Genomic DNA, 15,757 nt, shown 5'->3' on the forward strand with positions numbered 1-15,757 from the left:
TATAATATTTTTTAGCGGACAAATGATGGATGTGAAAATATGGATTTTCAAAAGACAATAAAAAAAGCTGGATCATGGTTAAATCGACTCTCCCTGCAACAAAAGCTGATTGCCTTATATATCATTATTATTATCATTCCTATTATCATTTTCATTTCTATTTATTCCAGTAACGTTTATGGCAGGGCGATCAATGAAATCAGGATTAAAAGTGAAAATGCTCTTGAAATCGAGAAAATCCATATAAAAAACAATATTGAATCTATGAGACGAACGGCTCAAATGGTCGTTTCGGATATGGAATTCATCGACTTTGTTAAAAGCAGGAACGAAGCAAATATTGATCAGCTAATTGATTTCAGAATGAACGAGTTGTCGAATGTGACCAGGCTGCAGGCTAATAATCCAGCTATTGAAAATATCCGGCTGTATACCACCAATCCATATATAACCGAGATGTGGCCGATACTTTTTAAAGAAAATCGAATCATGGAAAAGCCATGGAGGGAAGAGGTCATCAACAGGAATGGGATGGAGGTATGGTGGTTCGACCAGCAGACCGAGGATGTCCTTGAAAGACTTCCATCACAAAACACAGCTAAGATCTCATTGTTGCGGGAATTGGATTACCCAAAGGATGAACATTTAGGCATCATTGAAATCAATATGTTTTTGAAAAACTTCTTCCCTAAAATGTTCGGAACGGTGCAGGACCCTGATTCGGTCTATGTGGTCATTGATAAGGATAACAATATGATCAGGAATTTTCATCACACCTATTTTGAAGATGCCGGTATTGACACTGAAGATCTGAAACGTAAATTCAACAAATCAAAACATGAAGGCACAGGCAGTTTTGAATTTGAAAACAATGAAACTCCGTACCTGGTTATCACTGCCTATATTGATGATTTGGATGCATACCTGCTGAATGTCATTTCCCTTGAAGGCCTTTATGCTGAAACGGCAAAGACCAGGAATGTTATTTTTAGCGGAATTATCTTTCTTGTTATTATTCTTTCTTTTGTTACCTATGTATTGGTTTTATTGCTTTTGAAAAAAATGTACAAATTGAAAGATTCAATGAAGCAGGTAGAACAAGGAGACTTTTCTGTTGATGTTGAGATTAATGGACAAGATGAGATTTCGGAGCTTGCATTTCATTTTAAAAGTCTTCTTGGTAAAATGAATGGATTGATCGCCGAAGCTGTCAATAAGCAGGCGACAGCCAAAGAAACAGAATTAAAGGCCTTGAAAACGCAAATTGACTCTCATTTCCTTTACAATACGTTGGAAAACATCAAGATGATGGCAGAAATAGAAGGGCAGTACCCTATTTCTGATGCCGTGACCTCCCTTGGTGAAATGATGCGCTACAATCTTAAATGGAAGAATGATTTTGTAGTGCTGGATGAAGAGTTGAATTATATAAAGAATTATGTAGACATTATGAATTTGCGTCTGGATGGATTACTAACCTTGAATATTGATATCCCCCATGAATTGCATGATCAGGAAGTTCTGAAAATGTCGCTGCAGCCGATCATTGAGAATGCCATTAAACATGGAATCATTCCAAATGACCAGAAAAATGAAGGCATCCTGCAGGTGAATGGGATATGTTCAGAGGACCATATCATCATTGAGATAAAAGATAATGGTGTGGGAATGACAAAAGAGGAATGTGAATCCCTCAACTTATCCATTCAAACAGGGGTAAAAACTCAAAATTCCGGTTCTAAAGGTGGAAATGGCATAGGTATCCACAATGTGAATGAGAGAATCCAGCTTTACTATGGACCGGAGTATGGAGTGTTTGTGACAAGTGAGAAAGGCGAATTCACGATGGTAACGATAAAAATGCCTTGTAAAATCATGAAAGGAGGCAGCCAAAGTGTATAAAGTTCTTATAGCTGACGATGAGAAAAATATCAGATTGGGTATACAGGCTATGATCAAGCGGGAATATCCAAATTTCGAAACTTTCATTGCATCAGATGGACAGGAAGCCCTGGACGGTGTTTTGAAAAATAAACCGGATATCGTGATCACTGATATCAAAATGCCAAGGATGGATGGCATTCAATTAATCAAAGAGCTCCAACAGCAAGAAGACATAAATACATCGATTGTGATTCTCAGCGGTTACGATGATTTCACGTATGCCAAGGAAGCGATCAAACATAAGGTAAAGGATTACTTATTGAAGCCGGTAAACCGGACAGAGCTATTCAAAACATTGAATACCATCATAGAAGAACTGGAAAACAGCCAGAAAATGACCTACCAGCATATGGATGACTACCGTGCCAGTCAACTGAATTACATTTTGCTTAATCCTAATATTCAACAGGCAGATGTAGAAGATCTGTATAAGAAAATGAAAATAGATTCGTATCCGGATGGTTACTATGTGGGAATCATTCAGGTGGATGGAGATATAGATGGTGAGGACTTTCTTAATAAGATCAATCAGCTGATCCATTCCAGCAGTGATAGCATCCCGTTCCTTGATAAAGACGGCCGGGTGACAATCATTTCATCAGACTTTGAGCAATTTTCGTTTCTGAAAGAACAGCTTGGCAGGGACAGACATTTGATTTTTACCATTGGCATTAGCGAAAAGGCGCATGATATAAGGGAATTTAAAAAAACTTATGGCCAGGCAGCCACAGCAATCAAGTATCATTTCCTCTATCCGCGTCGTCAGACTATTTTATATGAGAATGTTAAAGAGAAACCAGAAGTGGACTCTCTCCCAGCTGACCTTATCAATAAAATTTCCAATATGCTGGGGACTGAACGGGAAAAGGAAATTAAAGATAACCTCAGGCAGGTTATGGATTTCGATGTCATTGCCCACAGCAGCATCGACTATCTTGAAAACCTTAATGAGGAAATCAATGAGACGATCTTCAAAGGCTTTTTCAAGAGGTTGGGGGAAGAATCTCTTGTAACGTTCGAGCTTTTAAATAAGATAGACAATATCTATAACTTTGACAACTTCCATGAATACTTCCATGCCCTCGAGGATTTGCTGATGAGAATCCATGAATACAATAAACAGGTAAAAGCAGTGTATTCAGAGCAAAAGTACATGGATCGGGCAATTGCGTATATTAGGGAAAATTATCATAAGGATTTGAATTTAGCTGTAGTCGCTAATTACATTTCATTGAATTATTCCTATTTCAGCCATATGTTCAAGGAGTATATTGGACAAAACTTCGTTGACTACTTGAAGATGGTCAGAGTAGAAAGTGCAAAGCGGCTGCTGAAAGAGACGGATTTCAAGATACTGGAAATCAGTGAGATGGTAGGGTACAAAAACCCAAAACAATTTGCGAGAGTGTTCCGTGATGTTGAAGGGATTTCACCAAAAGAATATCGGGAACTGAATGGATGAAGAGGGCTGAATAGGCTCTCTTTTTTCTGTTTTTTCAAGTTATTAATGGGGGGCAAATTAAATCTCTATAAAAGAATGCTCAATCAGTATTAGGTAATAAGTTTTATAATTTCTCGGCACAAATGGAAAAGTCCCCCGGGGTTCGGACAAAATCTTGTCGGAGGGGCCTGTAATTTGTCCGAAGTCACCTCGGGTTCGGACAAAATCACGCTGGAGCGTCTTCAATTTGTCTGAAGTCCCCTCAGGTTCGGACAAAATCACGCTGGAACGTCTTCAATTTGTCTGAAGTCCCCCCAAGTTCGGACAAAATCTTGCTGTAGCGTCTTCAATTTGTTCGAAGTCCCCCCAGGTTCAGACAAAAGCACGCTGATGCGTCTACAATTTGTCTGAAGTCCCCCCAAGTTCGGACAAAATCTCGCTGGAGCGTCTCCAATTTGACTGAAGTCCCCCTAGGTTCAGACAAAATCACGCCGGTGCAGGTTAAATTTGTCTGAAGTCCCCCCAAGTTCGGACAAAATCTCGCAGGAGCGTCATCAATTTGTCTGAAGTCACCCCGGATTCGGACAATATCAAGCCGGTGCGTCATCAATTTGTCTGAAGTCCCCCCAAGTTCGGACAAAAACTCGCTGGAGCGTCATCAATTTGTCTGAAGTCACCCCGGATTCGGACAAAATCTCGCAGGAGCGTCATCAATTTGTCCGAAGTCCCCTCTGGTTCGGCCAAATTCTCACTGGAGCGTCTTCAATTTGTCTGAAGTCACCCCAAGTTCGGACAAAATCTCACCGGAGCATCTTCAATCTGTCCGAAGTAACTCCCAATTCATTTTTATCAGCGTTTATATGGGAATTCACTTAAAACCCAATTAATCTCGAACTATTTTAACGTTTTTTGGAAGTGTTTTCACAGGATTCTACGCTCTTCTAAAATATTGACACCCTAAACAAAATTCTCTATCTCAAGATGCAGGACTGGCAAAGGTAGAATAGGAATTGAGATATATTTTGTTCGCAGCAACGAGTTTTTTCAGAAAGGGGCGGTTTAGGTGGAGTCAAAAAATCAGGGCAATTTAAGCAAAGAAATGATGACGCTTTCAAATTCAGAAGCGGAATGGAAGTTAGTTTGGGAAGAGAATTTTAATCTTTCTGAGATAAATGAAAACAACTGGAATTTTGTTGAGGCTGGCAATGGCTTCGGGAATGAAGAATCCCAGTACTATACAAGACGGAATGAAAACGCTCGAATCGAGAATGGCATGCTGGTGCTTGAGGCGAGGAATGAGGAGTATAAAGGGATGGATTATACATCCGCGAAATTGACGACTAAAGGCAAGGCAGCTTGGACTTACGGACGATTCTCATTTCGGGCTAAATTGCCTGAAGGCCAGGGAATCTGGCCTGCCATCTGGATGATGCCAGAGGATATGGAAAAGTATACTGGATGGCCAGCCTGCGGGGAAATCGACATCATGGAGAGTATCGGCCATCAACCTGGTACGGTTTATGGAACGCTCCATTATGGCATGCCTCACACCTACACAGGAGACAACTTCACTCTTCCGGAAGGTAAGAAGTTCTCTGATGATTTCCATGTCTTCACCCTTGATTGGGAACCAGGCGAATTCAGATGGTATGTAGATGATGTCCTCTATGCAAGACAGACTGAATGGTTCAGCAAGGCTTCGGAATCAGAAGATAAGCAGCCTGGTTTTGCACCATTTGACCGCGAATTTTACCTGCAGCTGAATCTTGCTGTCGGTGGAAAATGGCCGGGATACCCTGATGAAACAACCCAGTTCCCACAGAGAATGACAGTTGATTACATCAAAGTTTACGAGAGAAAAGATCAATAACATTTGAGGTGAGAAATGGATGACTAGATTTTCAAAAGATTTTATTTTCGGCACAGCAACATCATCCTATCAAATTGAAGGAGCCTATCAGGCAGATGGCAGAACGCTTTCGATATGGGATACATTTTCCCGGACTCCCGGGATGGTCTTCAACATGGATAATGGGGATATCGCCTGTGACCATTACCACTTATATGAAAAGGATATTGAGATTTTAAAAACGCTTGGTGTGGATTCCTATCGCTTCTCGATTGCCTGGCCAAGAATTTTTCCAGAGCAAGGAAAGTATAACGAAGCTGGGATGAATTTTTATAAAAAACTTATAGCTCGTCTGATCGAAAATGGAATCAAGCCTGCAGTCACTCTTTATCACTGGGATTTGCCAATGTGGGCCCACGAAAAGGGCGGCTGGACGAACAGGGAATCCGTCAACTGGTTCATGGAGTACGCAGAGAAATGCTTCGAGGAACTTGATGAGCATGTGGAAATGTGGATTACCCATAATGAACCGTGGTGTGCAGGTTTTCTTGGTTACCATCAAGGAATACACGCTCCGGGACACACGAATATGGATGAGGCGCTAAAGGCTGTCCACCATATATTGCTGTCTCATGGAGAAGCGGTTGAGCTTTTAAAGGGGAAGTTTGCTTCGGCAACGCCAATTGGCATCACACTAAATCTTTCACCAATGTATCCTGAGAGCAATTCAGCCAATGACCAGCTAGCTGCCAATAATGCAGATGGTTATTCTAATCGATGGTTCCTTGATCCTGTGCTAAAAGGTTCTTACCCTGCAGATATGATGAATCTGTTCTCTAAATATGTCCACTCCTACGACTTTATCCAGGAAGGGGATTTGGAGAAGATTTCGATCGAATGTGATTTCTTCGGAATTAATTTTTACAGCCGCGGTTTAGTTAAATTCAATGCTGCCTCGGATTTCCTGTTCACACATGCGTATTCAGACTATCCGAAAACGGGAATGGGATGGGATATTTCGCCTGCTGAATTCAAGGATCTGATTCACCGTTTGCGTAAAGAGTATACGAATCTACCAATCTATATAACTGAAAATGGCGCTGCATTCGATGATCAGGTTTCTGAGGACAACCATGTCCATGATCCCGACAGGCAGGATTATGTTGAAAAGCATATTCGGGCAGTCGCCGAGCTTAATGAAGACGGCATGAACATCGCTGGATATTATCTATGGTCATTGCTCGATAATTTTGAATGGGCATTTGGCTACGACAAACGTTTTGGGATCACGTATGTTGATTTTAAAACTCAGGAAAGAATCCTTAAGGATAGCGGTTACCGTTATGCAGAAATAATCAGGAACCGTTCAATTTAAATCCAATGACTTCGGAGTGATCAATTATGGAAAGATACCGCTTTGATGATAATCAATATCTTGTAATCGAGGAATTTGACCAGGCAAAAACATTCTCAAGCTTCCTTCCTGGTCTGGCAGGTTTATACGGAATACCAATCTGGGCGTTCTACGTCAACAGAGGGCAGGGAATCGTCAGCTTTGGTGTGCAGGATAAAAATCATGCTATAACTGAATTTTTCCCTGCAAACCAGGCATATCAGCGAGTAGGGACCAATGGTTTCCGCACATTTATCAAGCTGAATGGAAGTACCGTTTTCGAGCCATTCTCTTCATACGGCAGCAAAAAAGACCGAAAGAGAACGATGTCTATAAAAGAAAATGAAATGAAGCTGGAAGAAATCAACCATCAATATGGCGTGAAAACAGTAGTAACGTATTTCACGCTTCCGAATGAGAACTTTGGAGCTCTTGCGAGAAAGGTGGAGGTCGAGAATCTTTCTGATGGTCCGCTTGAACTTGAGGTCATTGATGGGCTTCCTGCAATCATCCCGTTCGGAATTGATGATGCTGCCTATAAAGCAGTGGGAAATACACTAAAAAGCTGGATGGATGTATTCAACCTTGAAAATGGCATTCCGTACTACCGAGTCCGGTCATCAACGAATGATTCGGCGGAAGTTGAAGAGGTGACAAAGGGACATTTTTATTTAAGCTTTGATGATGAAGGCCAACTGATTAAACCAATTGTGGACGCGGATTTGATTTTTGGTTCGAACAGTTCGCTGTCTTATCCTGATGAGTTTGAGAAATTATCTGTTAAAGAGGTATCAGCAGCTGAGCCGGTAACCTCCAATAAAGTTCCTTGCGGTTTCTCTGGTTTGGGCAGAGTGCTTGAGCAAGGTGGGAAATTGAGCTTCCATACATTGATCGGACATGTGAAGGACATTGAGATCATCAATGAAAAAGCAGCTGACATTAGAGCTGCCGGATATATGGAAAGAAAATACGAAGAAGCGCAGAGTCTGGTTACGGAGATTACGAGGGATGTTGAAACAAAGACAGCGTCCCCTCTATTTGATGCCTATGTAAACCAAAGCTACCTTGACAATGTGCTGCGCGGCGGTTTTCCAATTGAAGTGGAAACGGATGATTCTGCCTTTACTTATTATGTTTTTTCCCGTAAACACGGAGATCTGGAGCGGGATTATAACTTTTTCTCGCTTGCGCCTGAATACTTCTCTCAGGGGAACGGCAACTTCCGTGATGTGAACCAGAACCGCAGGAATGATGTGTTTTTCCATCCTGAGACGGGTGACTATAATATCAAGCTGTTCATGAGCCTGATCCAGGCGGATGGCTATAACCCGCTCGTCGTAAAAGGAGCAAGCTTTGAACTAAGTGATCAGTCTGATTGGGGATGGCTGGATGAACTGGTTCCAGTCCAAAAGGATGCAGATTTCATTAAAAAGAAGCTGAGCGGAACCTATACACCAGGCGATTTGCTTCAAACGATTTCTGACAGCGATATTCAGCTTGCATCTTCACTTCCGGATTTCCTGAAAAAAGTTCTTTCAAGGAGCTCCCAGAACATTGAAGCGGAGTTTGGAGAAGGGTACTGGATGGACCACTGGACGTACAATCTCGACCTGGTTGAAAACTATTTGAAGGTTTATCCGGAAAATAAAGCGCAGCTATTGTTCGATGATTATGGCTACAAATATTTCCACAGTCCGGTATTTGTGAATCCGCGTTCTGAAAAATATGTACTGGCTAATGGTAAGGTCCGCCAATACGATGCCATCAATGAATTTGGACATCAGAAAGAGTCGAATTGGGTGAGGAGACCTGACGGTGAGTTCTTTACATCCAATCTTTACAGCAAATTGTTCTCGCTAGCATTGCTGAAATTTTCTACATTGGACCCTTATGGAATGGGTGTGGAAATGGAAGCGAATAAGCCAGGCTGGAATGACTCGATGAATGGCCTGCCAGGAATTTTCGGTTCAGCCATGAGTGAGACATTAGAGCTGAAACGCCTGCTTGAATTTGTCATTGCTTCTGGTGAGGCTGGTGACTTGGAGATTACACTTCCTGCAGAAGTGGTCGAACTGGCTGAGACAGTTGTAGAATTCCTGAATCAATTTGAAAATGGCGAACTCGATGATTACAGCTACTGGAATCAAACAGCGGCTGCCCGTGAAAAATATCGCGAATCAGTGAAAAACGGCTTCGAAGGTACGGAAAAGAATATTGAGTTACAAAAGCTTACTTCTTATGCAAAGCAAATGCTTCTTAAAACAAAAGCAGGAATAGACAAAGCGACAGATCTTGGAAATGGACTCATCCCAACTTATTTCTCCTACGAAGCAGTTGACTGGGAAAAGATTGTCGATGACAACGGAAATGAAATCCTGAATAAAAAAGGCTTGCCGTTAGTTCAGGTCAATAGCTTTGAGGTGTCTGTTCTTCCGCATTTCCTTGAAGGTCCTGCAAGGGCATTGAAGACTGCGGATCTTCAAACAGCCTTGTCGACATATCAACATGTTAGAAACTCTGAAATTTACGACAGCAAGCTGAAAATGTACAAAACTTCCGGTTCTCTTGAAGACCAAACATTTGATATCGGCCGGGCGAGAGCATTCACCCCGGGATGGCTTGAGCGCGAATCCATCTTCATGCATATGGAATTCAAGTATCTGCTCAGTGTCTTGAAGTCCGGATTGTATGATGAGTTCTATGAAGATATCAACTATGCGATGCCGCCATTCATGGATGCAGAAGTGTATGGAAGAAGTGTTCTCGAGAACTCATCCTTTATCGCTAGCAGCGTGAACCCTGATTCCAGCCTCCATGGACAAGGTTTTGTCGCGAGGCTGAGTGGAACAACCGCAGAATTCTTAAGTATCTGGCAAATGATGATGATGGGGAAAAAGCTTTTTGACGTAAACGAAGAAGGTTTGACGCTGAAGCTTGAGCCGATCCTTCCTTCATGGCTTTTTGATTCAGAGGGCAAGGTGCAATTTACAATGTTGGGCAAGACTCAGGTAACCTATCACAATCCATCTAGGAGAAATACTTTCGGTGCAGAAGGTGCAAAGACAGTAAAGTATGTACTCCATATGAATGGAGAAGAGGTAGAGGTTCATGGCGACCAGCTGCAAGAATCCTATGCACAAGCTGTTAGGGAAGGAAAAGTTTCAAAGATAGATGTTTACCTAGATTAATAGATGAGGTGCTGACAGATGGAATTAAAAATCATTCAGAGTGCTAAGAATACCGGAGAACGTTTTGCTGACAAGGGCAATCTTTCTTTTACAGATGAGACAGGCCAAGATCTTGTGATGAAGCTTGATCCAGAAAAGAAATATCAAACCTTCATGGGATTTGGCGGAGCTTTTACAGAGGCAGCTGCTTACACGCTGGCGCAAATTCCTGAGGAAGAACGCGCAAAAATAATCGACAGCTATTTTAACCAGGAGACAGGTCTTGGTTACAGCCTTGGCAGGACCCATATCCATAGCTGCGATTTTGCCCTGGAGAATTACACTTATGTCGAAGAAAATGACGTTGAGTTAAAGACTTTTTCAATTGAACGGGAACAGAAATACGTATTGCCGCTAATTAAGGACGCTATGAAGGCGAGGGGAGAAGAATTGACGATTCTTTCTTCTCCCTGGAGCCCTCCAGCCTGGATGAAGACGAATAATGAAATGAACAATGGCGGAAAGCTGAAGTCAGAATTTAATGATACATGGGCTTTGTATTACACGAAATACATCAAGGCAATGGAATCAGAAGGAATTCCAATCTGGGGAATCACTGTCCAGAATGAGCCGGAAGCAACACAGGTCTGGGATTCCTGCAGATATACAGCAGAAGAAGAACGTGACTTTGTGAAAAATCATTTGGGTCCAGTCATGGAGCAGGAAGGTCTGGGTGATAAGGAAATCATCATCTGGGACCACAACCGGGATATTGCCTATGAAAGGGCAAAAACGATTTTATCAGATTCGGAGGCTGCAAAATATATTTGGGGCACAGGGCTCCACTGGTATGTATCAGAAGAATTCGAGAATCTGAGCAAGATTCATGAAGATTTCCCTGATAAGCATCTGATTTTTACCGAAGGCTGCATTGAAGGCGGAGTACAGCTAGGCGCATGGCATACGGGAGAACGTTACGCAAGAAACATCATGGGTGATATCAACAACTGGCTTGAAGGCTGGATTGACTGGAATATCGTCCTGAACGAACAGGGCGGGCCGAACCATGTAGGCAATTATTGCGACGCACCGGTCATCGTCGATACTAAAACTGGAGAGGTTCACTATAACAGCTCGTTTTACTATATTGGACACTTCAGCAAATACATTAAGCCGAACGCAGTTAGAATTGGACATGAACTAAACCATGAATCTTTAAAAGCAGTATCATTCAAAAACGAAGATGGCTCGATTGTTGCTGTTGTCATGAATGATGCAGACACTACAGAGTCATTCACACTATCGGTCGGAGGCAAAACTGCCAAAGCCGAGCTGCCTGATCATTCGATTACAACATTCCTTATAGAAAGTTAAGATCTGCCACCTCCTTGTCATGACAAAATGTACTTTACGCTATGTGATGAATATGAAAAGGAGGTGGTTTTATTTTAGAAGTCTTTTAACACTTGTAAAATAATGAAGGAGGAATTGGTATGAAGAAGACCTTGGCTCTTTTGTTGAGTGCCATGATGATTTTGCCTGCAGCCAGTATCGCAGCTCCTAAAGATAAGCTGGGAAATGAAGACCTGAAAAACAAACAGAACAAATCCGAGTGGTCCCTGGTCTGGTCAGATGAGTTCAGTGGCCCGGAAATCGACCGCAGCAAATGGACCTATGATATCGGGAACTGGATCGTGGACGAGGATGGAAATGGAATAACTCCTGGCTGGGGGAACAATGAGAAAGAGTATTATACGGATTCAAATGAAAACGCTTTTATTGACGATGGCAAGCTAGTCATAAAAGCAAAAAAAGAGCAGGTTACGGATCAATTTGGAACGTATGATTATACTTCAGCCAAGCTGAAAACAAAAGGCCTGTTCAGCAAAAAATACGGCCGATATGAAATCAAAGCAAAGCTTCCGGTTGGTAAGGGACTTTGGCCGGCAATCTGGATGCTTCCTGAGGAAGATAAATATGGTACATGGGCAGCCTCGGGTGAGATTGATATTATGGAGTCATGGGGCAGCAGGCCGCATACGGTGGCAGGAACAATTCACTATGGCGAAGGCTGGCCAAATAACAAGTATACAGGCAAGGAATTCGAACTTCCTGAAAACAGAGGGATCGACAAGTGGCATACATATGCGCTTGAGTGGGAACCAGGAGAATTGCGCTGGTATGTAGATGGAGAACTTTATCAAACTCAGAACAAATGGTATTCAAAAGGAAAGGATAACGCAGCAAACTTTTCATACCCTGCACCTTTTGACCAGGAATTCTATTTAGTTATGAACCTCGCAGTTGGCGGATGGTTTGACGGGGAACCTGATGAGAAGACGAAATTCCCAAGCCAGATGGAAGTCGACTATGTCAGGGTTTACGATCTGAAAAAACGCGATTACCGCGAACCGGTTGAACCGCCGGCAGAGCCTGTGGAATTGCCTGCAGGAGCTAAGCAACCGCTGGAAGATGGGAATCTGATTTATGACCAGAATTATGAAGAGCCGATTACCTTTGTGGATCAGCCTGGTGTAGAACTAAATCCTGTGTATTGGAACTTTGTGAAGTTACCAGAGTTTGGTGGTGATGGCGCGTTTTCATTAGATAATCTTAATGAGCAACATTTTGCAAAGATCGATATTGCTAATCCTGGAACCCAGCTGTATTCCTTGCAAATGATACAGAACCTTTCTCTTGGCAATGGCGGAAAATACAAAGTCAGCTTTGACGCCAAGTCGAATGCTGCCAGAAACATAATGGTAAAAGTCGGTGCGGGCAGTGAAAGAGGATGGGCAAAGTATTCAAATGAGGAGTCCTTCCAGCTTTCTGATGAATTGCAAACCTATGAATTCACTTTTGATATGCTGAATGATACGGATATTGCAGCCCGACTTGAATTTAATCTTGGCGGGAACGGAACAAATCCAGTTTGGATTGGCAATGTAAGAGTCGAGGATATCACTGGCGAAGCTGTAGACGAAGATGCGCCTAAACAGCCGCTGCCAAATGGGAACCATGTTTATAATGGAACATTCGATCAAGGTGGCATGGATCGGATGATGTTCTGGAATTTCTCAGTTAAAGATGCAGCTGCAACGGCATCTGTCTCTGAAAACACACGAGAACTGCTTGTGGCAATTGAAAATGGCGGCAGTCATCCTGAAGCAGTCCAGCTTGACCAACAAGGGATGAACCTGGTTGCGGGAAATGATTATAAGCTTAGCTTTAAAGCAAGAGCAGACGAACCAAGAACGATTCAAGCTGCCCTGTTGAATAAATCAGGCACAACTGATTACTCTGGCATTAACATAATTGAGCTCACTTCCAATATGGAAGAGCATACATTTGAATTTACAATGCCAGAGGATGCTTCTGATCAAGAAGCGCAACTTGTCTTTAACTTTGGCGGCGGAGATGGCGATGTCTATTTGGATGATGTAGTTCTGCTGAAGACCTCGAACATCCCTGATTATGGGAACATTGACTTGTATCCGCTGAAAAATGGTGATTTTGCGGATGGTATTGATCCATGGACGAATTACATCCACTTTGATGCTCAAGCCGGTATCTCAGTGGAAAATGGCGAAGCAAAAGTGGCAATCGACAGTGAAGGCAATGAACCATGGAGTGTCCTTTTGGAACAAGGAAACTTAAGCCTTGCTCAAGGAGTCGTATATGAGCTTAGCTTTGCCGCTCGTTCTACAGTGGAAAGAAAGGCTGAAGTTACGGTTGAAAACGCTGCTTACACCAGATTCATAAGTGAGTCCATAACAATTAGTGACGAAATGCAGCAATTCACGTATGAGTTCACAATGCCTGCCGATGAAATCGTATCCTTGAAGATGCTGCTTGGCAAGACTGCTTTGTCACCAATCGGCCAACATGATGTATTCATTGATAATGTGGTTTTGAAGGTTAAGGACGCACCGAACGAGCAGGTCCCAGAGCCCGTTTCCACTCCTGGAATTGATAATGGAAACTTTTTAGATGGAACAAAAAGTTGGACCGCATGGTGGGGCGACCAGTGGAGCGGTAATGCTGAAGGTACAATGGATGTTGAAAACGAAGAACTGAAGGTTGCGATTTCACAGGTTGGCGGTGCATCGTATTCTCCTCAGGTCTTTCAGAAGGACTTGCTTTTTGAAAATGGCAGCAGCTATACAGTAACTTTTGAGGCAAGAGCTGACGTGCCAAGGAAAATGAATGTCAATATAGGGAAAGAGCTTTCATATGATCCCTGGTTCATTGGTTATGTGCCAACGAGAACAATTGATTTAACTACAGAAATGAAAACATACACATTCACTTTTGCCATGACTGAAGAAACCTTTAACGATGGCAAAATCGTTTTCGAGCTCGGCAATATTTTAGAAGGCAATGCAGCAACAAATGTTTATCTCGACAATGTAAGCATCATAAAAAATTAAGTTCTTTAGGGGGCAGAACAGCAATTCCATTCTGCCTCTTTTTCTTCCATTTCAGAAAATAAGTTTTAACTTGCCGTTGAATATGACAAGGCCAGCGTAATACTGACCATCATAGTGAATTTTTTAAAGGTGGAAAATGCAAGATGACTATACAAAAAAACAACAGTCTGCCTAAACAGATTGGATTATTAGCACTTACCTGGCCGATTTTTATAGAATTATTTTTGCATATGTTAATGGGCAGCACGGATACTTTTATGCTGTCCCATATTTCGGATGAGGCCGTTGCGGCTGTAGGGGTGGCTAATCAGCTCGTATTTTTCATGATCCTCGTATTTGGTTTCGTTGCCACAGGGACGGCCGTGTTAGTCTCACAAAACCTTGGGGCGGGACTTCAAGTGGATGCGAGGAAGATATCGGGTCTTTCGCTATCTCTCAATCTAGTATTCGGAGTATTAGTCAGTGTCATTGTTGTCGGCTTCAATGATTTATTTTTACAAATGTTCAATCTCACTCCGGAAATACACCGACTGGCCCAACAGTATTTGACCATAGTTGGCGGAACACTTTTTACCCAGGCGCTCCTTGTTACTGCGTCGGCCATACTGCGGGCAAATGGGTTAACGAAAGAGGCAATGTTCATTTCAATTATAATGAATGTTATTCACCTTGTCGGGAACAGCCTATTTATATATGGACTATTCGGCGTCCCGGAAATGGGCGTTCAGGGTGTAGCGATCTCGACAGCCATCTCTCGTGCCATCGCCGTCATACTCATATTCCGCTTGCTATACCGCAGGCTTCCTATGAAAATTGCAGTAGAAGATTATTTGAACTTCAATAAATCTTTTATAAAAAAGATCCTGAAAATAGGTGTACCATCTGCTGGAGAGAATGTTGTCTATAACACCAGCCAGATGGCCATTACCGTCATAATTGGTTTGCTGGGGGCTATGGCACTGACAACAAGGGTATACACCTTTAACATCATGTCATTCATGATGCTTTTCGGGATCGCAATTGGGCAGGGTACGCAAATTCTGATTGGATACAAAGTAGGGGCGAGAGAGTTTGATAAAGCCTATCACCAGCTATTAAAAAGCCTGAAACTAAGTATCATCATCACGATGGCGATCACCGTGGTAATCGTTGCAATCAGAGAACCTATACTTGGGGTCTTTACCGATAATAAGGAAATCATCAGGGAAGGGAGCAAGGTCCTGCTCCTGTGCTTGATCCTTGAACCAGGCCGAACCTTCAACATTGTTGTCATCAGTTCACTACGGGCAGCCGGAGATGCCGTATTCCCGGTGAAAATGGCATTTGTCTCGATGTGGGGAATCAGCGTTCCACTCTCCTATTTCTTAGGGATTCATATGGGTTTTGGCCTCTCTGGTATTTGGATAGCGTTTATCATTGATGAATGGTTCAGAGGAATCATCATGTATATCAGATGGAGAAGCCGTGTCTGGGAGAAGAAGGTCCTGGTTGAAGAAAGGGTACAAACAGCATGATCGTTGATTTTTGAGAGGA

General features: G+C 42.5%; 8 protein-coding genes. All 8 read left to right on the forward strand.

All coding sequences use genetic code 11. From position 1 onward, the window contains the following. Positions 1-39 precede the first annotated feature (39 nt). The 8 genes from J7E32_RS10780 (at position 40) to J7E32_RS10815 (ending at position 15,738) form a co-directional block, all read left to right on the forward strand. Positions 40-1,902: a sensor histidine kinase gene (locus tag J7E32_RS10780; protein WP_214907159.1), complete on the forward strand. Its 1,863-nt coding sequence runs from the start codon at positions 40-42 to the stop codon at positions 1,900-1,902. Then, entirely contained in the window at positions 1,895-3,406 is a 1,512-nt protein-coding gene (locus J7E32_RS23205) for a response regulator (protein ID WP_214907160.1), read from the forward strand. Before J7E32_RS10780 ends, J7E32_RS23205 begins: the two co-directional genes overlap by 8 nt. A gap of 1,042 nt (positions 3,407-4,448) precedes the next feature. Further along, positions 4,449-5,255, forward strand: coding sequence for a glycoside hydrolase family 16 protein (locus J7E32_RS10790; protein ID WP_214907161.1), 807 nt, complete (start codon positions 4,449-4,451; stop codon positions 5,253-5,255). A gap of 19 nt (positions 5,256-5,274) precedes the next feature. Then, positions 5,275-6,609 carry a GH1 family beta-glucosidase gene (locus tag J7E32_RS10795; RefSeq protein WP_214907162.1) on the forward strand — a complete coding sequence of 445 codons (1,335 nt, stop codon included), beginning with the start codon at positions 5,275-5,277 and terminating at the stop codon, positions 6,607-6,609. A 26-nt stretch (positions 6,610-6,635) separates the two neighbouring features. After that, positions 6,636-9,815, forward strand: a complete 3,180-nt coding sequence (locus J7E32_RS10800; RefSeq protein WP_214907163.1) for a cellobiose phosphorylase — start codon at positions 6,636-6,638, stop codon at positions 9,813-9,815. 18 nt (positions 9,816-9,833) lie between these two features. Further along, positions 9,834-11,168, forward strand: a complete 1,335-nt coding sequence (locus tag J7E32_RS10805) for a glycoside hydrolase family 30 protein (RefSeq protein WP_214907165.1) — start codon at positions 9,834-9,836, stop codon at positions 11,166-11,168. 119 nt (positions 11,169-11,287) lie between these two features. Then, positions 11,288-14,224 carry a carbohydrate binding domain-containing protein gene (locus J7E32_RS10810; RefSeq protein ID WP_214907167.1) on the forward strand — a complete coding sequence of 979 codons (2,937 nt, stop codon included), beginning with the start codon at positions 11,288-11,290 and terminating at the stop codon, positions 14,222-14,224. Positions 14,225-14,367: 143 nt separating this feature from the next. Then, on the forward strand, positions 14,368-15,738 hold the full coding sequence (locus tag J7E32_RS10815; RefSeq protein WP_214907169.1) for an MATE family efflux transporter: 1,371 nt from the start codon (positions 14,368-14,370) through the stop codon (positions 15,736-15,738). Positions 15,739-15,757: the final 19 nt, after the last annotated feature.

This window comes from Bacillus sp. ISL-55, assembly GCF_018613155.1.
Taxonomy (GTDB): domain Bacteria; phylum Bacillota; class Bacilli; order Bacillales; family Cytobacillaceae; genus Mesobacillus.

Excerpts from the sequence above, each read along its gene's own strand:
- J7E32_RS10780 (WP_214907159.1), top strand. The coding sequence starts at position 40 with ATGGATTTTCAAAAGACAATAAAAAAAGCTGGATCATGGTTAAATCGA.
- J7E32_RS10795 (WP_214907162.1), top strand. The coding sequence starts at position 5,275 with ATGACTAGATTTTCAAAAGATTTTATTTTCGGCACAGCAACATCATCC.
- J7E32_RS10800 (WP_214907163.1), top strand. The coding sequence starts at position 6,636 with ATGGAAAGATACCGCTTTGATGATAATCAATATCTTGTAATCGAGGAA.
- J7E32_RS10805 (WP_214907165.1), top strand. The coding sequence starts at position 9,834 with ATGGAATTAAAAATCATTCAGAGTGCTAAGAATACCGGAGAACGTTTT.
- J7E32_RS10810 (WP_214907167.1), top strand. The coding sequence starts at position 11,288 with ATGAAGAAGACCTTGGCTCTTTTGTTGAGTGCCATGATGATTTTGCCT.
- J7E32_RS10815 (WP_214907169.1), top strand. The coding sequence starts at position 14,368 with ATGACTATACAAAAAAACAACAGTCTGCCTAAACAGATTGGATTATTA.